The sequence below is a fragment of the Corynebacterium sp. HMSC073B01 genome (assembly GCF_001838255.1).
In the GTDB taxonomy this organism is placed as follows: Bacteria; Actinomycetota; Actinomycetes; order Mycobacteriales; family Mycobacteriaceae; genus Corynebacterium; species Corynebacterium jeikeium_D.
On sequence record NZ_KV836163.1, the window covers coordinates 1 to 21,107 of the forward strand.

Sequence of the window (21,107 nt, forward strand, 5' to 3'; positions counted from 1 at the left end):
TGGCCACGCTGACCTCCGAATACATTACACACACACCACCCAAAGACACAAAACCCCAGGTAGATAGATCTGATCTAGGGTTTTCCTGTGCAGTAGAGCGACTTACCAGAAGCTGCCAGTCCTCTCCTTTGATGAAACCCAAGAAGAGCTACAGCTACTGTCCACGAAGTCTTCGGTGATAATCCTCGAAGGCTTCTCTGGAAGAATGTATTCGCTCCTTTCGCTGACTGTCCGTGGTTTTCCTGACAATGACTTCACGGTCGTAAAAATTCCGCTGGAATTCATCCTCCAGTCCGACCATGTCGGAAAGGCCACCGATGAAGGCATCATATTCACGGATAACGATTTCGTTTTGCCTATCTTCAACGGTGTAGAACACATTTGGGTTTTCAACCGTCAATCGGCCTGGCGTGCTCTGCGGGCTCACCCGCCGAGAAGCAACCTCACCCTGAAAATCGTGGGCTTGTTCGGAGCCCGTTTCTGACGCACGCTGAGACTTCTTCGAGAAACGTGCGATAATCCGACCCATCAACGAGCCTCCCCGTCCAGCACGGTTTTCATGTCTTGGACTCATCGCTACCACCTTTGCTTCGGCTTCTACGCTCCCTTTAAAACAACTAAGGCTCCGGACTGACCAGGAGTCAATGATTCTGAAATCATCATTCTCCTAGCTTGCCCGGAGCCTTAGCCCAGCTACCTAAAAAGAATCAAGCTGCATAAACACCAATTGATCTAGAGGCCAACAACGCACCTACACGGAGACCAACCAGCGCTTACACGAACTTCACACCAGCGAAGTTCTTCTTACCGCGGCGCAGCACAATCCACTTGCCATGCAGCATGTCCTCGGCAGCCGGCTCCCACGCTTCGTCCTCGATGCGCTGGTTATTGGCGTAGGCGCCACCTTCCTTAATGGTGCGGCGTGCCTCGCCCTTCGACTTGGCAAGACCCGCAGCAACGAGAAGGTCAACAGCAGTACGTGGCTCGCCTTCGGCAATCTCCGCAACCTCGGTCTCGGAAACGGCACCTGCCAGAGTGGCCTCATCCAACTCGGTCAGCTCCGCGCGTCCAAACAGCGCCTGCGCCGCCAACTCGACAGCCTTGGTGGCCTCTTCGCCGTGAACCAGGTTGGTCATCTCCTGCGCCAGACGACGCTGCGCTTCACGCTTGAATGGACGCTCCGCAACAGCGACCTCGTACTCCGCAATTTCCTCCTGAGTCAGGAAGGTGAACCAACGCAGGTAGTCAATAACAACCGAGTCACCGGCATTGAGGAAGTACTGGTACCAGGAGTACGGCGAGGTCTTCTCAGCATCCAGCCACAACTTGCCACCACCGGTGGACTTACCGAACTTCTGACCTTGCGCATCAGTCACCAGCGGCACGGTCAGGCCGTGCACCTTGGCACCGTCGATACGCCTGTTCAAATCGACACCAGAGACGATGTTGCCCCACTGATCGCCGCCGCCAATCTGCAGCACGCAATCGTAGTTGCGGCGCAGCTGCACGTAGTCGTTGGACTGCAGCAGCATGTAGGAAAACTCGGTGTAGGAGATACCGTCAGACTCGAGGCGACGCTTCACAGTGTCGCGATCGAGCATGGTGTTGAGGGAGAAGTTCTTGCCGACATCGCGAAGGAAGTCAATGACGGACATGTTCATAGTCCAGTCCGCATTATTGACCATTGTCGCCGGGGCATCGCCCTCAAAGTCAATGAAACGACGCAGCTGGCCCTTGATGGCCTCCAGGTTGTGCTCAATAGTGTCCTGGCTGAGCATCGAACGCTCACCGACATCACGCGGATCGCCAATGAAGCCCGTGGCGCCACCGGCCAGCGCAATTGGGTGGTGACCGGCCAGCTGGAAACGACGCAACATAATCATCGGAACCAGGTGGCCCGCGTGCAGCGAATCGCCCGTTGGGTCAAAACCGCAATACAGAGTAATGGGGTTTTCGCACGCCTCACGCAGCGCGTCAACATCGGTGGACTGATTAATCAGGCCACGCCACTGTAGTTCGTCGATAATGTTCTGTTCAGTCACGTCCCCTATCGTAACGTCTCGCTTGCCGACGTTCACCGCGAGGGTGACCTAGAACTCCTCAACGGCCTTCTTGTGGCGCCGATAGGCTGAGACGGAATCGTCCGGAAGCCACAGCCGCCAAGGCCGATTCGCCGCTCGCCGAACGCCCACACGCGGGCCCGCGTGGATGTCTTTATCCGGGTTGATGCTCTCTGGCTGCGCCACGAACACGCGTGACGACGGATCCAGCGCATCTGCCCCATAGTCATTTAAGTCAAGGCCAAGCGCCTGACCAACATTGCCCGGACCACGTCCGAGACCCGCAACCGCAGGTTTTTCACCGCGGCGACGGCGCACCGCATCCAGGCCCTGCTCAATGCGTACGGAGCGGACTAATACTCCCCCGCCCGTGCCGTCCGTAGCGCTGGTGATGTTGGCGCAAAAGTGGATGCCATAGGAGCGGTAGATATACCAATGCCCCGCCGGGCCAAACATGGCGCGATTGCGTGCGGTTGGCCCCATGAAGCAGTGCGCGGCCGGGTCAGGATAGCGCTGGTCAACTGGGCCACCATAGGCCTCGACCTCCGTGATGGTGGCGATAACATGCTCGGCGGGGATGACAATTACGCAGCCGAGCAGCGTCTTCGCAGCCTCAATCGGAGCTCCCGACAGCACAGTGCGGTCGAGGACGCTGTAGCCGTCGGGAAGCGGGAAAGGCAATTACTTGTCCCAGGCGATAGCTTCGTCGGAAAGCATGACCGGAATGCCTTCGTCGATGCGGTAGGCGATCTTTAGGCGAGGATTGACCAGCACCTGCTCGTCTTCGAGGTATTCAAGCGGCCCCTTGTCACGCGGGCAAGCGAGGATTTCAAGGAGTTTCGGATCAAGGCTCATAGTCCACTACCTTACCGAACTGAATTGCCAGGGTGTCACGCTGACCTTCCAAAGCAATCAGGTTGTCCTGACCGATTGCATCCTGGATCTTCTGAACCGCGGAATGCAACAGGTCGATGGACTCCCGCGCCGGATTCTCGGCCTTGTGACGCAGACGCTCCGGGACCGCGAGGTAGGAGTTGACTGTCTGCGGCAAGTACTCCTGGATAATGCCGCCGATGACCACCTTCTGCTCGGGATAATCTTTGAGGTACTTCCACTCGCTCAGGACGGATTCCAGCGTCGCACCCAGGTCATTTGCGGCGTTGCCAAGAGCTTCGCCAGGCTGGGCATCGAAAAGCCTGCCCAATGTCCGGTGAAGATTCCTACGCAGCTCAGATGGATTGAGCGGGCGACGCTGTGGGACCTCAGGCTTCGGCGCCGAGCTAACGGACTTCTGAGCCCCTTTGCTCTGCCTCGGCAACAAAGCAACCGACGCGCCCCAGGCGGCAATCGCAACAACCGGCCACAGGAAACCAAGCCCCACGGTCAGGTGCAGCAGCACGACGGCGATGGCAAGGATGAGCCCGACAATGTTGGCGGGACTGTTGAGAAAGCCACCGCCAGAAGAAGTGCCGGAGGATTTACTGGTAGCCACGAATCTCCTTGAACACATCAGCAAGCTCGGTCTCACGGGATTCAAAGACCTTACCACCAGTCAGGTTCGCAAGTTCCTGCATTTCTCCCGGATCCGCCTCTCCATAGCGGATGACGAATACCGGCGGCAGATTCCCGCCCTTGGACTGGTAGAAATCACGGAATTCCGCAAAGCTCTTGCCCGACGTCACCTGACCATCGGTCAACACCACGATAGACGGGATGGAGTTCTTATCCGAGCTGCCGAGAAGGTCGAAGGCCTGAATCAGTGCGTCGTAAAGCGCCGTCTCGCCCTCTGCGTACAGACCATCGACGGCGGCGGTGAGCTGCGCGCGCGATTCCGGGCCGTCAATTGTCGTGGTCGTGGGCTCGCCGACGCTCGTACTGAACGGCAGGATCGTCGCGATCTCACGGTTTCGCAATCCCACGCTTCCCGTTTCGGTGCGTGCACTGCCGTCGACGATTGCGCGCATTGTCGCCTGTAGATCAGCGATGCGCTCCCCGAACATTGAACCGGAAGTGTCGAGAACAAAGACCGACTCTCCGGGCACGCGCAGGTCATTGTCGTACGCCTCGATGAGACGATCCGTGACTGCGCGATCACCCGGGAACGGCAGCTCGATAATGACGCTGTTGGTCATGCTTTCCGGCAGGTTGGCGTCATCGGAGACCGGGCGAAGGAAGTGGTCGGCGAGAACCTGCGAGTTCGCTTCCAGCCACTGCCCGAGTGCCTCCGTCTGCCGCGCGGCAAGGTCGTTAGCCGGCTGAGCTAGTGGCGTCAGCGGGTAATCCGCACTGATGACACCGTCGCTCGGAACAACAACTTCCAGGTCAGCGCCCTCTTTATTCATCTGCTGCAACACAGCTTCATAGTTGATGAGCGCGTCGACGGAGTCCGGCTCATCCAGGAACTTGTCGCGCAGCCACCCCGACGAACCCGAGGTCATCTTCTGCCCCTCGAAGAACTTCTGCAGTTCAGGCGTGGTGCGGTTGATATCCCCCGTAGTCAGCGCCGATCCGGTGTCGGCGAACGCGGTCGCAACCGACACCACACCGGAAAAGCCCGAGTTCGATTCCGCGGGGTTGGTCATGCCGTAGGCCAATTTGCCTGACGACGCAGCCTCCGCGATCTCAGCCCACGTCGGCTGCTTGGTATCCCAACCGAGCTCCCGAGCCTTCGCCGAATGGATACCGAACGCTACGGGTGAGGTGGCGACTTTCTTGGCTTCGCCCAGCTTGTCAGCCCCACCGAGCAGATCAACGTACCGGTTGGTAGCAAACCAAGTGGCGTCAAATTGGTTGTCGAATTCGCCTGAGACAAGCGCGTGGCTGTTCTTCACGGTGCCGTCGAGAAGCTCAAGGTTAATAGTAAAACCGAGGTCGTCGGAGGCCTTTTGCATCAGTGGCTGGAGCTCTGCAAGCTCCGTGGCCCCGGCGATGCGCATAGTCGAGCCCTTGAGGTCAGAATCGACGTCGACTTTGTTGGTCTTCTCCCCGTCGGAGCCCAGCGGCAGGTTCAGGCCACCGTCGGAGCAGGCCGCGGCAGCGAAGATGCCGAGCACACCGACGAGGCCAAGAAGCATTTTGCGGAGGGCAGTTAGTGCCTTATACATGTTCATTCGGCTTTACCCCTCTTCCGTTTCCGGCCTCGGCGGGCTCTGGTATCCACGGGAAACACCCTCAATAAGCTGCTCGAGGATGTCGAAACTCGGCGGATCAATGGAGTCCACAAAATCGGTGGAAACCTCCTGGCCCGTCTTCAACTGCGTCTGGAATTCCTCCATCGCCTCAGGCTGGCTGGAGCGGTAACCGTGCTTGGCCGCCAGCTTCTGAAGCTCAGGGTCTTCGGCGAGGAGCCGTGCGACCGCAGCTCCATTGTCGTTAAAACCCAGCGCCACGTGAGTACTCAGAATCGTCGGCGATGGATACGCCAGGCGCATTTCCGGCTTCAACCGGCTGTTCGGGGCACTGTTCTCCCCCAGGAACTGCGACTCGTAAACCATCACCATTGGCTTCGAACCGACACCCTGCGAGAGGTAGTCCGAAAATGGACCAGCCGACGAGGATTCCGTGTACCCCTGGCCGGTGAACAGAGGGGTGAGCTCCGGCAAGACCGCATTGACCTGCCCACTGTCAGACACAATCCGGCCTTCATTGGTAATCCAAGACATGAGCGACAAGTACATCGCGGCCGAGTTCGACGAACGAATGTCCGTCGTGGACATCTGCACCGTGCGCGGCGACGGATAATCGTTCTCCGCGAAGTCACGCCAGCGGACATTGTCGTGCTGCATCGTGGCCAGCGCTGCCATATCTACCTGCCACGCAGTGCCCTGTTGACGAGCAACATTTTCCCGCGCCAATGCCTGCAAGATGTTGTCGAAAGTAGCGATCGCCATCGGTGTGTAGAAGACGTCGTACCGCTCAGCGCCGCTCATTTTCTCGGCAATTTTCTCCGCTGCCGGTGCCGACGACGGGAATGCCAAGTCGAAGGAATCCAGATCCACATCCGTGGCCATCCGACGCGAACCCGCCGTCTTTACTTCCACCACATAGCCGTGAGAGGCAAGAGCCTTCTGGACCTCTTTGTCTTCGAAGAAGGGCTTTTTCTCAGAGCCAACAATCGCCTTGACGACGGTCTTTTCACCACCGAAGAAATCACGGTTTCCTCCGGAGCTGCCACCAGAAAAACCTGGAATACTACCGCCGCGACCGACATAGACTGCAACAGCCGCGATGACAATCAAAATGACTGCAAGAATTGCCCCCGGGCCCATGCACCCTTTCTTGCTACCACTCTGATTTTTATTTTTATCTCGTGAGCTGCGATTTCCACCGCTCGACCGCGTACTTTCCGCCATGAAATTATGGTAAGAGACCCGGCCAAACCTGGCAACAGATATAGAAATAATCAGTAATCTGCGTCACTTCGGGGGGGGGGCACCCTGGCATTACAAGGTTACTGGTGGCGTCGGATCGATCCGAGTTACTGACTGCGTTTATGACTGGCGGCGGCGGGTCAATCCGAGTTACTGACTACGTTTATGACAAAAATGGCCCGAAAAATGGCCTGAAAGTGTCATAAACTTACACAGTTTCACATTTGCAGCCCGTATTCGCACGTGGAGCCCGTAATTTTTCGGGTTGCCAGTTATCGGGTTGCTAGTTACCGGGTCATCAGTTGTCGGGTTGCTGGTTTTTCTACTCCCCCCCCCCCCGGGCTGTAAAAAATCGGCGTGCGGTCGATTGACCGCACACCGATTAATTAGCTGCGTTAGCTGGGCTAGCAGGTTTGCTAGCTCTAGCAGCTTTAGCCGCGAACCGGCTTTTCAGCCCACTGCTTTAGCTCAGTGTTCTTCTCGTCGACACGAGCGAGTTGCTCTGCAACACGGACACCCGCGGTGCCACCACGGGTGTCGCGGGAAGCGACAGCGCCGTCGATAGTAAGCACTTCGCGGACCTTCGGAGTCAGTGCCGGGTGGACACCGGCGAGGTCCTCGTCGGAAAGCTCGTCCAGACCGATACCGCCCTTGGACTCTGCAATGCGGACGCACTGGCCGGATGCCTCGTGAGCATCACGGAAAGGTACGCCTTCGCGGACCAGCCATTCAGCCAGGTCAGTGGCCAGGGTGTAGCCTGCCGGAGCGAGCTCGCGCAGACGATCCTCGTGGAAGGTCAGCGTTGCCACCAGACCGGTCAATGCCGGCAGCAGCAGGGTCAGCTGCTCGACCGAGTCCACCAAAGGCTCCTTGTCCTCCTGGAGGTCACGGTTGTAAGCCAGCGGCTGAGCCTTCAGCGTGGCCATGAGCCCTGCAAGATTACCAATCAGACGACCGGTCTTACCGCGAGTCAGCTCTGCCACGTCTGGGTTCTTCTTCTGCGGCATGATGGAGGAGCCAGTCGACCAGGCATCAGCCAGAGTGACGTAGCCGTACTCAGGGGTAGCCCAGTAGATGATTTCCTCTGCCAGACGAGACATGTCCACGGCAATCTGGGCGAAGACGAATGCCGCCTCAGAGGCGAAATCACGCGAAGAGGTGCCGTCAATGGAGTTGTCCGTGGCAGAGTCGAAGCCGAGCTCCTCAGCGATGGCCTCCGGATCCAAGTGCAGCGAGGATCCTGCCAGCGCACCAGAGCCGTACGGGGATACAGCCAAACGACGGTCGAGATCGCGGATGCGGTCGAGATCACGCAGCAGCGGATGCGCATGTGCCAGCAACTGGTGCGCCAGCAGCACCGGCTGAGCCGCCTGAGAGTGAGTCTTGCCCGGCATGATGGCATCCGGATGTGCCTTGGACTGAGCAACCAGGGCGCCGACCAGGTCCGTGACATCCAGTGCGATACCGCGGACGGCATCGCGCAGCCACATGCGGAACAAGGTTGCCACCTGGTCATTGCGGGAACGACCAGCGCGCAGGCGACCACCGACCTCCGGGCCGACGCGATCAATCAGACCGCGCTCCATGGCACCATGGACGTCCTCATCCGTCGGCTCTGGACCAAACTCGCCGGAGGCAACGTCGCGGCCGAGCTGATCAAGGCCTGCAATCATGGTGTCAAAGTCGGCATCGCTGAGCAGCCCGCGAGCATGCAGCACTCGGGCGTGGGCCTTGGACGCAAGAACGTCGTAAGGCGCGAGCACCCAGTCAAAATGGGTGGACTTGCTCAATGCGGCCATCGCCTCGGACGGGCCACCGGCAAAGCGGCCGCCCCACAGGGAGCCTTCGTTGGTACCGTGCTTTTCGACCATTGTCTTTTCCAATAGGCCTTTCGCTCTAGTCGCTCTGGAGAATCTTTACAGGTTGAAGTCGCGCTTTGCGGCCATCTTCGAGGACAGGCCGTGCAGCTCGACGAAGCCGCGAGCCAGGGTCTGGTCGAAGGTGTCGCCCTCGTCGTAGGTAGCCAGGTTGAAGTCGTACAGCGAGGTGTTCGAACGACGACCGTTGACGTTGCAGTGACCTGCGTGCATGACCATGCGGATGTCACCGGAAACGCCCTTCTGGGACTCCTCGATGAAGGCATCCAGCGCGCGCTTCAGCGGCGAGAACCACAGGCCGTCGTAGACCAGGTTGGCCCACTCGCCCTCGACCTGGCGCTTGTAACGAGCCAGCTCACGCTCAACGGTGACGTCCTCGAGCGCTGCGTGTGCGGTCATGATGGCAATTGCGCCCGGAGCCTCGTAAATCTCGCGGGACTTAATGCCGACCAGGCGGTCTTCAACCATGTCCAGACGACCGATGCCCTGAGCACCAGCGCGGCGGTTCATCTCTTCGATGGCCTCAAGCACGGAAACCTTCTTGCCGTCGATGGCAGTCGGCTTACCGTCCTCGAAGGAGATGATGACCTCGTCCGGGGAGCTGAAGTTCAGGGTCGGATCCTCGGTGTACGCGTAGACATCCTTGGTTGGTGCGTTCCACAGGTCCTCCAGGTAGCCGGTCTCAATGGCGCGACCGAAGAGGTTCTGGTCAATGGAGAACGGGGAGGACTTGGACTGCTCAATTGGCAGACCCTTCTCCTCAGCGAAGGCAATAGCCTTGTCGCGGGTCCAAGCGAAGTCACGAGCCGGTGCAATAATCTTCAGATCCGGGGCGGTGTTGGCGAAACCAACCTCGAAACGGACCTGGTCATTGCCCTTACCGGTGCAGCCGTGTGCGACGTGAGTGCCACCGAACTCCTCTGCGGCCTTCGCCATGTGCTTAACAATCAGCGGGCGAGACAGTGCAGAAACCAGCGGGTACTGCTTCATGTAGAGACCATTGGCCTTAATGGTCGGCAGGCAGTACTCCTCGGCGAACTCGTCCTTAGCGTCGACAACGACAGCTTCGACAGCGCCGGCGTCCAGAGCGCGCTGACGCACGGACTCCATGTCCTCGCCGCCCTGTCCGACATCGATGGAAACTGCGACGACCTCGCCGTCGGTCATTTCCTTGAGGTACGGAATAGCAACGGTGGTGTCGAGGCCACCAGAGTAAGCAAGAATAACCCGGTTGGTCATAGGGTAAGCGCTCCTTTAATCGGTGCTTTAAAGCATTTCGTGGAATAGTTTACTGGTTCGTTCCGGCGGCTAGACGCTGGGCTAGGTCAGCGCCGGAAAGTGGTTCTCTAGCCAGGCACATTACGGTGTCATCTCCCGCAATTGTGCCAACGATTTCTTTGAGTCCCGCACGGTCAATCACACTGGCTAGATACTGTGCGGCTCCCGGTGGTGTACGCACAACCGCGATGGTGCCCGAATGATCAATGGAGACCAGCAGCTCGTCTAAAACGCGCCGCATCCTGGCCACTGCCCCGCTGGAGACAGCGAGTGCATCTTCGACGATGGAATACCGCGAACCGTTGGCTCCATCGCGAATCTTTCGGGCTCCCAGCTCATCGAGGTCTCTGGACAACGTCGCCTGCGCAATCTCAATGCCTTCGTCGGCAAGCAGCTCGACGAGCTGAACCTGACTGGACACGTGATGCTGCGCCAGCAGGTCAGCGATGCGCGTCTGCCTAGCTGTGCGAGAACCTGGTTGTGCTGCGGTCATGACCTTACTGCCTCTCCACCAGCCAGGTCAGCAACGCCTTCTGAGCGTGCATGCGGTTTTCCGCCTCGTCGAAGACTACCGACTGCGGGCCATCGATGACCTCGGCGGTAACTTCGTTGCCGCGGTATGCCGGCAGGCAGTGCAGGAAGATGGCATCCTCATTTGCCTTGGCCATCAGCTCAGCGTTGACCTGGTACGGCAGGAACGGAGTACGACGATCCAAGCCGTCGTTCTCCTGCCCCATGCTGACCCAGGTATCGGTGATGACAACGTCGGCACCGGCAATGGCCTCATCGACGTCCGCGGTCACGGACACGACCGCTCCGGTCTGTTCCGCGACCTTCTTGGCACGGTCGACGTAGACCTGCTCCGGCTGGAAGTCCTCCGGTGCACAGATGGTGACGTCCAGACCTGCGGTGGCGAAGCCCACAAGGTAGGAGTTGGCCATGTTGTTGGCACCATCGCCGAAGTACACAGCCTTCTTGCCACGCAGTCCCGTCTGGCCTTCCTCCGGGCACTTGTGCTCGATGATGGTCTGCAGGTCAGCGAGAATCTGGCACGGGTGGAACTCGTCGGAAAGCGCATTGACAATCGGCACCGTCGCGGTCTCAGACATGGCCTCCAGCCCTGACTGCGCGTAGGTGCGCCAGACAATTGCCGAGACAAAGCGGCTGAGCACAGCAGCGGTGTCCTGGTAGGTTTCGCCCTTGCCCATCTGCGAGTTACCGGTTTCGACCACAATCGCGTTGCCGCCCAGAGCTGCGATACCAGCGTCGAAGGAGAAACGGGTACGAGTCGACGTCTTGTCGAACAGCACCGCAACCGACTGTGGCCCCTCAAACGGACGTCGGGAGTACGGCGCTACCTTCAGCTCTGCAGCCAACTGCAGCACCTCAGCCTGCTCCTGTGGAGTCAGGTCATCATCGGCGAGAAAATGACGGAGCATCAGTTTCTAATTCCTTCCTTTGTTGGCGACAGCCTCAACGGCGTCGTTCAGGCAGGCATCAATCAACTCGACGGCGCGGTTGACTTCCTCATCGCTGAGGTTCAACGGCGGCACAATACGCAGCACATTCGCCTGCGGAGCGTTCAGAATGACACCACGTTCATAACCGGCGTTAACCGCTTCCTTCGCCAGGTTCTCGCGCAGCACCAGTCCAAGCATGAAGCCGCGACCACGCACGTGATCGACATGGCTTAACGACGCGAGCTTGCGAGCCAGGACCTTGCCCTTCTCGGTGACTCGATTGAGCAGCTTTTCTTCTTCCAGCGTCTCGATGACGGCCAGGCCGGCAGCGGCACAGACCGGATTGCCACCAAAGGTGGTGCCGTGCGCACCAGGAGTAAACAGTTCCGCTGCGCGGCCGTTGGCGATGACAGCACCCAGCGGCAGGCCGCCGCCGAGCCCCTTCGCCAGGGTCATAACATCCGGCACGATGCCATCGTGCTGGTGGGCAAACCACTGGCCGGTACGGCCGATGCCGGTCTGTACTTCGTCGACAATCATGAGAACGTCGAAGCGCTTGGTCAGTTCGCGGACGGCAGCGAGGTATCCCTCTGGCGGTGCGACCACACCGGTCTCACCCTGAATTGGTTCCAGAATCACCGCAGCGACACCCAACGGATCGGATTCGATGGTCTTGGTGAGGAAGTCAATGTCACCGTACGGCACGAACTCGACTCCACCCGGCATCGGTTCGAACGGGGTGCGCTTGTCGGGCTGACCGGTCATGGCAAGTGCGCCCATGGTACGGCCGTGGAACCCGTGGTGGGTAGCGATAATGCGATTGCGCCCCGTCAACCGCGCCAGCTTGAACGCGGCTTCATTGGCCTCAGTGCCGGAGTTGCAGAACATAACTCGGGTGTCATCAGTGTCCCAGCCAGTGAGCTCAATGAGCTTCTCGCCCAGTGCCAACGGTGGCTCAGAGGCGAAGATGTTGGACACGTGCCCCATCGTGGAAATCTGCTTGGACACAGCTTCCACGATGGCCGGATGTGCGTGACCCAACGCGTTGACTGCAATACCGGCGAGCAGGTCCAGGTATTCCTTGCCCTCGGAATCCGTGACAATAGCGCCCTTACCCTGCACAAGCTCAATGCGCGGCGTGCCGTAATTGTTCATCATCGTGTGTTGCCACTGCTGCTTGAAGTCGCTCATGTCGTCTTTCGACCTGCCTAACGTGTGTAGCTAAATTCTTGTCAGTCTTTTCTGCCTTATCCGGGCTCTACCATTGTGCCGATACCGCCGGAAGTCATCAGCTCCAGCAGCACCGAGTGTGGCTGGCGGCCGTCGATAACGTGGGCTGCAGGCACTCCCCGATCTACTGCGTTCAGGCAGGACTCCATCTTCGGAATCATTCCGGAATCCAGCGTCGGAAGGATTTCTCGCAGATGCGAAGTGGAAATCCTCGACACCAGCGAATCGCGGTTCGGCCAATCCGTGTAGAGACCCTCGACATTAGTCAGAATCACCAAACGGTTCGCGTTAATTGCCGATGCCAGTGCACCTGCTGCCGTGTCGGCGTTGATGTTGTAGACCTCTTTGCCATCAGCGGACGGCGCAATCGTAGAGACCACCGGAATACGTCCGGCATCAATCAGGTCTAACAGCGTTTCCGAGTGCACCTCGGTGATATTGCCAACCAGCCCGATATCTGTCTCCTTGCCACCGACATTTACCGTGCGTCGAGTACCGGTGAACAGGCCACCGTCCTCACCAGAGGTACCCACTGCATAGGGGCCGTAGGCGTTGATGAGGTTCACCAGTTCGCGGCCGACCTGCCCGAAGAGCACCATGCGGACAATTTCCATGACCTCCGGAGTCGTGACGCGGAAACCGCCTCGGAACTCTCCCTCCAGCCCCAGGCGCTTGAGCATCGACGAAATCTGGGGGCCGCCACCATGGACAACCACCGGCTTGACACCCACGGTGCGCAGGAAAACCATGTCCTGCGCGAAGGCCTTCTTCAGTTTCAGGTCGGTCATCGCGTTACCGCCGTACTTGACCACCACAATCTTGTCGCGGTGGTGCTGCAGCCACGGCAGTGCTTCCGCCAGCACATGTGCCCGCTGCTCGAAGGACAGCCCTTCGGTCAACTGGTGAACCATTGCAGAGTCTCCTCAAAACCTTTACGACGAATAAGCCGAGTTGATGTGAACGTAGTCGTGGGAAAGGTCAGTCGTACGAATCGTGGCCTCTTCCGGATTACCAGTACCGAGGTCAACCTCAACGGCAATGTCCTTGCCGGAGAGATCCACTTCACGTGCATCTGGCGTGCCACCGGTATCGCGACAGACTACGTGACCATTGAAGGAAACCGTGATGTGCTCCGGATCCATATCCACCGGCGCAGTGCCGACAGCCGCCAGCACACGACCCCAGTTCGGGTCCGAACCGAACATCGCACACTTGAAGAGGTTGTCGCGGCCGATAATTCGAGCAGCTACCAGGGCATCTTCCGCGCCACCGGTGCCACGCACGGTCACGGACACACGCTTGGTCACACCTTCGGCGTCCGACTGCATCTGGCGTGCGATGGAATCACACACACTGAGCACTGCCTGGTCGAGCTCCTCCTGCGAGGGCTTCACACCAGAGGCGCCGTTAGCCAAGATGATGACGGTGTCATTGGTGGATGTGGAGCCATCAATATCTAGGCGGTTAAACGTAACCTCACTAGCCTTGGCAATAGCCTCGTGCGCCATTTCTGCGCTTACCGACGCATCCGTCGTAATCACACCGAGCATCGTGGCCATCGACGGGCTAATCATGCCAACACCCTTGCCCATAGCGCCGACAGTGAATCCGTCACCATGCGCAACGGCCTGCTTTGCCACCAAGTCAGTGGTCAAGATGGCTTCTGCTGCAGCCGTACCTGCGGCGGCATCGCTGCCCAGATTCTCACAAAGCTTCGGCACACCTGCCAGAACAATGTCCATCGGCAGCCGGTCACCAATCAAGCCGGTGGAGCAGGTACCAATCTCGGTAACATCGACGCCGAGCTCATCTGCGACCTTCTGGCAGACTTCGAGGGCGTCGGAAATACCCGGCTGACCATTGCAGGCGTTGGCATTGCCCGAGTTCAGCACCACAGCGGACAGCTTGCCGTCAGCGATGTGCTTCTTGGATACCGTCACCGGCGCAGCCTGGACACGGTTGGTAGTAAAGACAGCCGCGGCAGTCTTCTCCGGCCCCTGGTTTACGATGAGCGCCATGTCCGGGTTTCCGCTGACCTTGATGCCTGCAATGACACCACTGGCCACGAACCCCTGAGGTGCACATACGCCGCCTTCGTCACCAGCGACGTTGACGAGACCTTCTTTTTCTTCCTTCATCATGGGGCAACTCCTACCAATGGAAGTCCTGCAGTTTCATTCTGTCCAGTAACCAAATTCATGCACTGAACTGCGGCACCACCGGTGCCCTTTGTCAGATTGTCAATCGCCGAGGTCAGCACCAGACGCTTGGCGCGTTCATCTACCTCAACCTGAATCTGAACCAAGTTAGAGCCAATTACCGACTGCGTCTGCGGCTGCAGCCCTTCGGCCAACACCTGCACAAACGGCTCACCCTTGTAGAACTCGAGGTAGGCCTCCCGTGCGGTTGCCTCCGTCACCCCGTCGACAAGCGGAGCGGTGATGGTGGTGAGAATGCCGCGCGACGTCGGAGCGAGCACCGGCGTGAAGCTGACGGTGAGAGCCTCTGCGTACGGCTTGAGGTTTTGTAGGAACTCTGCGGTGTGGCGGTGCTTGCCCGCAGTGTTGTAGGCGCGGAGATTGCCCATGACCTCGGACCCGAGCAGGGGCACAGCTGCCTTCTTGCCCGCACCAGAGGTACCGGTGATAGAAACAACGGACAGATCCGGCTCGACCAGGCCCTTTGCAACTGCCGGCAGTGCCGTAATAGTCCCGCCAGTGGGGAAACAACCCGGCACAGCAATACGCTTGGAAGCAGCCACTACTTCCCTGTTGCCCGGCAGCTCCGGAATACCGTAAGTCCAGGTACCGGCGTGCTCCGAGCCGTAGTAGTGCTCCCACTCGTCGGCATCCTGCAGGCGGAAATCCGCGCCGCAGTCAATAATCACCGTGTCATCGCCCAACTGCTCTGCAATCGCAGCCGAATGACCGTGGGGCAGACCGAGGAACACCACGTCATGCCCAGCGAGTGTGTCACCATTAGTCGGCTCAATACGGCGGCCAGCCAAAGGTGCCACATGAGGCATAATATCGCCCACACGAGCACCCGCGTTGGATGCTCCCGTTAGTGCGCCGATGGTCAGTTCGCCGGAAAGATACGCCGGGTGCGACAACAGGAGGCGGAGGATCTCTCCTCCTGCGTAACCGGTCGCACCAGCAATGGCAACGGAAATACTCATGCCAAACATTCAACACTTTTATTCACTGCGTTGCAAGATATTCATAGAATTCGTTGCCAAAGTGCTGGAATTCTATCGATGTGACGTGAGTGAATTATGAATATAACGCCGTCGTCGGTACATACATCTGGTTCGCCGAGCCGGCCATTCAATCAGCGCGCCGGATTACTCAACGCCGGACTATTCAACTACGACGCTTGGCACCTGACTCATCACGCCATCTGCCCACTGCGCCACCGATGACGTCGTGGTGTAGAGATAGTAACCCGACTCCTCCGGTGCCACGCTGCCATCAAAAGCCACCGCGCCCGAGAACACCGCCGCTAGCTGGCCGTCGATAAAAAGCGGTCCGCCCGAATCGCCCACCTGCAACGCCGCGGGGCGCTCCATGCGCGCCAACACGGAGTCTTCCCGCACGCATTGTTGATACTTCACCGGACACATCGAAGCGGTGACGGTCGCCGACGGCAGCGTGCCGTCCGCAACATCGCCGAGCAGCGATCGCCCATAGACCGTGCCTGCCGTTTCTTGCTCCGAAAACGCTTGACGACGTTCCATTGCGGGATACTCCGGAAGAGCTGCGTCGCCCGCAAGGTGAACAAGCGCTACGTCACCGGTGGGTGCAATCTCCCAGCGATCAATCGGTACACGCCGGGCATCCGGACCGAAACCGACCTCGACTTCCCCAACCTGCTGCGGGACATCACGCACGCAGTGGGCTGCGGTCATTACCCACTGCGGGGCGATTGCAGTTCCCGTGCAAAAGTTTCCGGTATGGGGACTGGTCTGGACCATGATTGACACCACGGAGTCCGCCGCCACACTAGGCGCAGCAGCCTCCCCGCCAACCAGCGCAGCCGCACTCGGCACGCCGGTGAGCAACAGACCTGCCGTGACAGCAGCTGCCGCCACAGTCGCCGCAGACTTCGCGCTGCTCACCGCGCACGCCCCAACGCGCTGCTCTCGCACCTCTGCGCTATCCAGCCTGTTGTCGCGGTGCCGCAAGTTGCCAATCATGGGTATCTCTCCCCGGGGTCTCCCCTTTTAGCCGCGCAGCTGAGCGCCGTGACGGGTAGTGGCCAGCTCAATGGCCGCCTCGCGAGCTGCGGAAGCTTCCTCTTCCTTCAGCGTACGGTCCGGCGCGCGGAAACGCAGGGAGTACGCCAGTGAGCGAACGCCTTCGCCCATCTGCTCGGAACGGTAAACATCGAAGATACGAATGGATTCGAGGAGCTCACCGGCACCTTCCACCAGAGTCTTCTCCACCTCTGCGGCGGAGACCTCATCGCTGACAACAAGCGCGACGTCCTGGTGGACAGCCGGGAACGGGCTGAGTACCGGCGCCGGCAGGTGCTCCGTCACTGGCAGTGCATCGAGATTAATCTCCATCGCGCAGGTGCGCTCCGGCAGACCAGCGTCCTTGCACACCTTCGGGTGCAGCTCACCGGCGTGGCCGACGACCTCGCCGTCGACAAGCAGCTCAGCGCAGCGGCCCGGGTGCCACGGCAGCACCTCAGCGTTACGGATCTCCAGCTCGACGTTGGCAGCGCGGGCAACAATGCGCGCGGCTTCGATGGCGTCGGCGACGGTGTACGCGGCCTCGTCACCCCACGGGCTATCCAGGCGGATACGACCGCAGGCGACAGTGGCGACGTGCAGCGGCTGCTCCGGCAGCGACTCCAGCAGCTCGGCGCGCTCGGCCTCGCTCGGCAGACCCGCGGTAGACGGCATCGGCGAGACACCGTTACCGCGCTCGATGGATACCTGCTCCACACCGTAGAGCGATAGGTCGACCTGGCCGCGAGCAACATTGCGCTTCAGCGATTCAAGCATGGACGGCAGCAGAGTCGTGCCCAGCTGAGCGTGGTCGGACTCCAACGGGTTGATGACCTTGACGGTGTTACGACGCGGGTCATCAGCGTCCAGGCCCCAGACGTCGAAGACATCGTTGGCAATGAACGGTGTCGGCAGAATCTCCAGGTAGCCATTGTGAGCCAGCGCGTGACCGACGAAGCGGCGGCGCAGCTGACGCTCGGTCAGACCGCGACCGGCCGGGGCGATTGGGAGGATAACCGGAATGTCTTCCAGGCCTTCCAGACGCAGGATTTCCTCAACCAGGTCAGCGGACATGGTCAGGTCGGAGCGCCAGGTCGGCGGAGTGACAGCCAGGCGGTCACCGTTGTCGACGACCTCGCAACCGACCTCGCGCAGGCGTCCAATGACGGTCTCACGCGGGTAATCAACGCCCGCAACTTCGCTGGCGCGGTTGACGGCAAAGTCAATAGTCGGCATGGCGGCAACCTCACCGAGCAGGGTGCGACCAGTGTCGATAGTGCCGCCGGCGATGTCAGCGAGCAGCTGGCAGGCCAGATCCAAAGCCGGCTCGACCAGAGCGGTGTCCACGCCGCGCTCGAAACGTCGTGAAGCCTCAGAGCTCAGCTTGTGGCGGCGACCACTGCGGAAGACGTGCAGCGGCGACCAGTTGGCGGCCTCGAAGACAACATCGGTGGTGTCGTCGGCGATCTCGGAGGTGAGACCACCCATGATGCCGGCCAGCGACTGAATACCGTTGTCGTCGCAGATGACAACGTCCGCCGGGTCGAGCTTGCGGTCCACGTGGTCGAGAGTGGTCAGAGTCTCGCCGGCCTTAGCGTTGCGGATGTGCAGGCCACCAGCGATCTTGGAACCGTCGAAAGCGTGCATCGGCTGACCGAGCAGTAGCATCACATAGTTGGTGACGTCCGTGGCCACGTTGACCGGACGCTGACCAGCCAGCAGCAGGCGGCGACGCATCCACCACGGGGTCTCGGCGTTCGGGTCGATGCCGGTGACTCGGCGCAGACCAAAGCGGCGAGTGTCGGTGTCCTCGTCGATGGTGACGTTCAGGACCTCTCCTTCCACCGGCAGCTCGTTGACCTTGGCCGGATCGGCGAAGTCGAGGTTGAAGGCGGAGCAGATCTCGCGGCCCAGACCTCGGGCCGACAGCGCGTAACCGCGGTCCGGAGTGATGTTGACCTCGAACTTCTCGTCATCGAGACCGATGAACTCCTTGGCGCACGAACCCAGCTCAGCTGGGGCCGACGGCAGCGTCAGAATACCGGCGGAGGAATCGGTCATACCCAGCTCAGCTTCGGAGCACAGCATGCCGTTGGAAACCTTGCCGTAAGTCTTCCGTGCGGAAATCTCGAACCCACCCGGCAGCACGCAACCCGGCAGCGCGACGATAACAATGGAGCCCTCTTCGAAGTTGCGGGCACCACAGATAATCTCCTGTAGCTCGCCGGTGCCATTGGCATCACCGACATTGACCTGACAGAAGCGAATTGGCTTCTTAAAGCCCTCGAGCTCCTCAATGTGGTCGACGCGACCGAAAACCAGCGGTCCCTCGACCTTCTCCAGCGGCTCGTGCCCCTCAGTTTCAAAACCAACGCGGACAAAGCCCTCATCCAACTCGTCCGGGGTAACGGACCAGTCCGGGTTGATGGTGTTCTCTGGGCCGCGAACGATTTCAGTGACCCACGACTGTGGAATGAACATGTAAGTAAAACTCCTATCTGTAGGTCAGTGAATTAGCCGCGGATACCGAACGGCTGCGTGAAGCGGACGTCGCCTTCGACCATGTCGCGCATGTCGGTCAGGCCATTGCGGAACTGCAGGGTGCGCTCCAGGCCCATGCCGAACGCGAAGCCCGAGTACACCTCCGGGTCAATACCAGAGGCACGCAGCACGTTCGGGTTGACCATGCCGCAGCCACCCCACTCGATCCAGCCTGCGCCGCCCTTCTTATTCGGGAACCAGACGTCAACCTCAGCGGACGGTTCAGTGAACGGGAAGTAGTTGGTGCGCATGCGGGTCTTGGTCTCCGGACCGAACAGCGCCTTTGCCATGTGATCCAGCGTGCCGCGCAGGTGCCCCATGGTCAGCCCCTTGTCCACAGCGAGTCCCTCCACCTGATGGAAGACCGGGGTGTGGGTGGCGTCGAGCTCATCGGTGCGGAAGGTACGGCCCGGGCAGATAACGTAAATCGGCAGGTCACGTGACTGCAGAGTGCGAACCTGGACCGGCGAGGTGTGCGTACGCAGCACCTGCTTGGATCCTTCCGGCGCAATGTGGAAAGTATCCTGCAGAGTACGAGCCGGGTGATCCGGCAGGAAGTTCAGCGCGTCAAAGTTGAAGTACTCGGCTTCGACCTCTGGGCCCTCGGCGATTTCCCAGCCCATGCCCACGAAGATGTCACCAATCTGCTCGGACAGGATGGTAATTGGGTGCATACCGCCACGCTGACTCTGCGTGGTGTCCACCGACACGTCGATACGCTCCGCGACCAGGCGACGCGCGTTTTCCTCTTCCTCCAGCACTGCAAGACGCTCAGCATAGTGCTTTTCGACGGCTCCGCGAACAACATTTACGCGACGACCAGCATCCTTGCGCTCAGCCTTCGGAATGGAGCCCAGCGCGCGGCGAGCCTGCGGAATGTAGCCTTCATCCCCCAAGTGCTCACGGCGGGCGGCAGAAAGCTCATCCAGGTTGCCGGCAGCATCAAAGGCATCCGTGGCCTTCTGCGCAGCCGCCTGGAGGGCGTCCTCGGAAAGATCGATAGGATTTGGCGAATCGCTCACGTGTCAACCACTTCTATATAGGACTATCAGTTCTTGTGATGGAACAATCATAGTCGAGGATAACTGCACACGTGCATGCACCTCACCATCGAGGTTTCCTACTTACCCCGGACCGTCTCCCACAGGCACATGGCCGCTGCGGTGGCGAGGTTCAACGACTCTGCCTCGCCCTTAATCGGGATGGACACACTTGCCCCCGCCGAGGCCGTAATCTCCTCCGACAGGCCATGGGCTTCGTTGCCGAAAAGCCAGGCGACGGGACCGTCGGGAAGCGCATCAACGCCGAGCGTGAGAGCGCCATCCATCGCCGTGGCGAGGGTGGTAAAGCCCGCTTCCCTAACTTTCTCCATAACGACGTCAATATCGCGCTCGCGTGCGACAGGGGTATGAAAAACAGAACCTGCCGAGGAACGCACGGCCTTAGAATTCAACGGGTCAACCGAATCGCCAGCAAGGATAACCGCGCCAGCTCCGAGGGCGTCAGTCATACGCACAATCGTGCCGACATTACCCGGGTCATTGCACTCCACCGGAATCACCAAACAGCCGGACTGCTTTCCAACCTCAATGGCCTCTTCCAACGAAGTGGACACCGCATTGGTGTCGCAGACGGCGAAGAGTCCGGTGGTGGTGACAGTTTCGCTCAAAGAGCGGGCAGCGGAGTCGTCGATAAGCGAAACAGACTTGCGCTGCGTCCCAGATTCGAGATACCCCGTGAGCAGCTCGCGGAACTGCTCGGCGGCGGCTGCCGTGACGAAAACTTCCACGACAGCCTCTGCGCGGATAGCTGCATCGACGGAATTGAAGCCCTCAATGAGGAAGCGACCGGTCTTCTTCCGCTTGGCCGCACGGTGGAGCTGAATAGCCGCCGAGACTCGCGGAGTGCGAGGAGTAAACGGCTCGTCGTTGAAGTACAGCGCAGAGTTCATAGTGATTAATCCTAGTGATGCGGCTCGGGATTCATAACCGCCAGCAGGCCAATGCGGATACGAAAAACCACCGCCGAGGTTATTCATAAACCCAATCGGCGGTGGT

At 59.7% G+C, this 21,107-nt stretch carries 19 protein-coding genes; all 19 read right to left on the reverse strand.

Annotated features, from left to right (window positions below; translation table 11 throughout):
- Positions 1-154: 154 nt before the first annotated feature.
- Positions 155-529 (reverse strand): hypothetical protein, encoded by a 375-nt coding sequence (locus HMPREF2849_RS11135; protein ID WP_126108062.1) that lies wholly within the window; start codon positions 527-529, stop codon positions 155-157.
- A gap of 244 nt (positions 530-773) precedes the next feature.
- Positions 774-2,078, reverse strand: a complete 1,305-nt coding sequence (gene tyrS, locus HMPREF2849_RS06275; RefSeq protein WP_070862752.1) for a tyrosine--tRNA ligase — start codon at positions 2,076-2,078, stop codon at positions 774-776.
- A gap of 12 nt (positions 2,079-2,090) precedes the next feature.
- Positions 2,091-2,741, reverse strand: a complete 651-nt coding sequence (locus HMPREF2849_RS06280) for a DNA-3-methyladenine glycosylase (RefSeq protein ID WP_049189982.1) — start codon at positions 2,739-2,741, stop codon at positions 2,091-2,093.
- A complete protein-coding gene (locus tag HMPREF2849_RS06285; RefSeq protein ID WP_016422889.1) occupies positions 2,742-2,915 on the reverse strand; it encodes a Trm112 family protein in 174 nt (57 codons plus the stop codon).
- On the reverse strand, positions 2,905-3,552 hold the full coding sequence (locus tag HMPREF2849_RS06290) for a hypothetical protein (protein WP_049189983.1): 648 nt from the start codon (positions 3,550-3,552) through the stop codon (positions 2,905-2,907). The genes HMPREF2849_RS06285 and HMPREF2849_RS06290 overlap by 11 nt, the downstream gene beginning before the upstream one ends.
- A complete protein-coding gene (locus HMPREF2849_RS06295) occupies positions 3,539-5,170 on the reverse strand; it encodes a VWA domain-containing protein (protein WP_083327230.1) in 1,632 nt (543 codons plus the stop codon). Before HMPREF2849_RS06295 ends, HMPREF2849_RS06290 begins: the two co-directional genes overlap by 14 nt.
- Positions 5,171-5,176: 6 nt before the next feature.
- Positions 5,177-6,328 carry a hypothetical protein gene (locus HMPREF2849_RS06300; RefSeq protein ID WP_049193938.1) on the reverse strand — a complete coding sequence of 384 codons (1,152 nt, stop codon included), beginning with the start codon at positions 6,326-6,328 and terminating at the stop codon, positions 5,177-5,179.
- Between the two features lie 533 nt (positions 6,329-6,861).
- Positions 6,862-8,301 (reverse strand): argininosuccinate lyase, encoded by a 1,440-nt coding sequence (gene argH, locus HMPREF2849_RS06305; protein ID WP_070856543.1) that lies wholly within the window; start codon positions 8,299-8,301, stop codon positions 6,862-6,864.
- Between the two features lie 45 nt (positions 8,302-8,346).
- A complete protein-coding gene (locus tag HMPREF2849_RS06310; protein WP_070862753.1) occupies positions 8,347-9,546 on the reverse strand; it encodes an argininosuccinate synthase in 1,200 nt (399 codons plus the stop codon).
- 49 nt (positions 9,547-9,595) lie between these two features.
- Positions 9,596-10,078, reverse strand: coding sequence for an arginine repressor (locus HMPREF2849_RS06315; RefSeq protein ID WP_005511719.1), 483 nt, complete (start codon positions 10,076-10,078; stop codon positions 9,596-9,598).
- A 4-nt stretch (positions 10,079-10,082) separates the two neighbouring features.
- Entirely contained in the window at positions 10,083-11,024 is a 942-nt protein-coding gene (gene argF, locus HMPREF2849_RS11140) for an ornithine carbamoyltransferase (RefSeq protein WP_070595570.1), read from the reverse strand.
- A 6-nt stretch (positions 11,025-11,030) separates the two neighbouring features.
- A complete protein-coding gene (locus HMPREF2849_RS11145; RefSeq protein ID WP_049170375.1) occupies positions 11,031-12,236 on the reverse strand; it encodes an acetylornithine transaminase in 1,206 nt (401 codons plus the stop codon).
- A 56-nt stretch (positions 12,237-12,292) separates the two neighbouring features.
- Positions 12,293-13,186, reverse strand: coding sequence for an acetylglutamate kinase (argB, locus tag HMPREF2849_RS06330; RefSeq protein ID WP_070429631.1), 894 nt, complete (start codon positions 13,184-13,186; stop codon positions 12,293-12,295).
- A gap of 21 nt (positions 13,187-13,207) precedes the next feature.
- The gene (gene argJ / locus HMPREF2849_RS06335) at positions 13,208-14,416 is read right to left on the reverse strand and encodes a bifunctional glutamate N-acetyltransferase/amino-acid acetyltransferase ArgJ (protein ID WP_016422898.1); all 1,209 of its coding nucleotides are present in this window, start codon (positions 14,414-14,416) and stop codon (positions 13,208-13,210) included.
- Positions 14,413-15,453 (reverse strand): N-acetyl-gamma-glutamyl-phosphate reductase, encoded by a 1,041-nt coding sequence (gene argC, locus HMPREF2849_RS06340; protein WP_070862775.1) that lies wholly within the window; start codon positions 15,451-15,453, stop codon positions 14,413-14,415. Before argC ends, argJ begins: the two co-directional genes overlap by 4 nt.
- A gap of 180 nt (positions 15,454-15,633) precedes the next feature.
- On the reverse strand, positions 15,634-16,470 hold the full coding sequence (locus HMPREF2849_RS06345) for a trypsin-like serine protease (RefSeq protein ID WP_049193942.1): 837 nt from the start codon (positions 16,468-16,470) through the stop codon (positions 15,634-15,636).
- Between the two features lie 27 nt (positions 16,471-16,497).
- Positions 16,498-18,990, reverse strand: a complete 2,493-nt coding sequence (gene pheT / locus HMPREF2849_RS06350) for a phenylalanine--tRNA ligase subunit beta (protein ID WP_070549333.1) — start codon at positions 18,988-18,990, stop codon at positions 16,498-16,500.
- A gap of 32 nt (positions 18,991-19,022) precedes the next feature.
- Entirely contained in the window at positions 19,023-20,072 is a 1,050-nt protein-coding gene (gene pheS / locus HMPREF2849_RS06355) for a phenylalanine--tRNA ligase subunit alpha (RefSeq protein WP_016422902.1), read from the reverse strand.
- Between the two features lie 98 nt (positions 20,073-20,170).
- Positions 20,171-21,001 (reverse strand): TrmH family RNA methyltransferase, encoded by an 831-nt coding sequence (locus tag HMPREF2849_RS06360; RefSeq protein ID WP_070862755.1) that lies wholly within the window; start codon positions 20,999-21,001, stop codon positions 20,171-20,173.
- Positions 21,002-21,107: the final 106 nt, after the last annotated feature.

Excerpts from the sequence above, each read along its gene's own strand:
- HMPREF2849_RS11135 (WP_126108062.1), bottom strand. The coding sequence starts at position 529 with ATGGGTCGGATTATCGCACGTTTCTCGAAGAAGTCTCAGCGTGCGTCA.
- HMPREF2849_RS06285 (WP_016422889.1), bottom strand. The coding sequence starts at position 2,915 with ATGAGCCTTGATCCGAAACTCCTTGAAATCCTCGCTTGCCCGCGTGAC.
- HMPREF2849_RS06295 (WP_083327230.1), bottom strand. The coding sequence starts at position 5,170 with ATGAACATGTATAAGGCACTAACTGCCCTCCGCAAAATGCTTCTTGGC.
- HMPREF2849_RS06300 (WP_049193938.1), bottom strand. The coding sequence starts at position 6,328 with ATGGGCCCGGGGGCAATTCTTGCAGTCATTTTGATTGTCATCGCGGCT.
- argH (WP_070856543.1), bottom strand. The coding sequence starts at position 8,301 with ATGGTCGAAAAGCACGGTACCAACGAAGGCTCCCTGTGGGGCGGCCGC.
- HMPREF2849_RS06310 (WP_070862753.1), bottom strand. The coding sequence starts at position 9,546 with ATGACCAACCGGGTTATTCTTGCTTACTCTGGTGGCCTCGACACCACC.
- HMPREF2849_RS06315 (WP_005511719.1), bottom strand. The coding sequence starts at position 10,078 with ATGACCGCAGCACAACCAGGTTCTCGCACAGCTAGGCAGACGCGCATC.
- argF (WP_070595570.1), bottom strand. The coding sequence starts at position 11,024 with ATGCTCCGTCATTTTCTCGCCGATGATGACCTGACTCCACAGGAGCAG.
- HMPREF2849_RS11145 (WP_049170375.1), bottom strand. The coding sequence starts at position 12,236 with ATGAGCGACTTCAAGCAGCAGTGGCAACACACGATGATGAACAATTAC.
- argB (WP_070429631.1), bottom strand. The coding sequence starts at position 13,186 with ATGGTTCACCAGTTGACCGAAGGGCTGTCCTTCGAGCAGCGGGCACAT.
- argJ (WP_016422898.1), bottom strand. The coding sequence starts at position 14,416 with ATGATGAAGGAAGAAAAAGAAGGTCTCGTCAACGTCGCTGGTGACGAA.
- argC (WP_070862775.1), bottom strand. The coding sequence starts at position 15,453 with ATGAGTATTTCCGTTGCCATTGCTGGTGCGACCGGTTACGCAGGAGGA.
- HMPREF2849_RS06345 (WP_049193942.1), bottom strand. The coding sequence starts at position 16,470 with ATGATTGGCAACTTGCGGCACCGCGACAACAGGCTGGATAGCGCAGAG.
- pheT (WP_070549333.1), bottom strand. The coding sequence starts at position 18,990 with ATGTTCATTCCACAGTCGTGGGTCACTGAAATCGTTCGCGGCCCAGAG.
- HMPREF2849_RS06360 (WP_070862755.1), bottom strand. The coding sequence starts at position 21,001 with ATGAACTCTGCGCTGTACTTCAACGACGAGCCGTTTACTCCTCGCACT.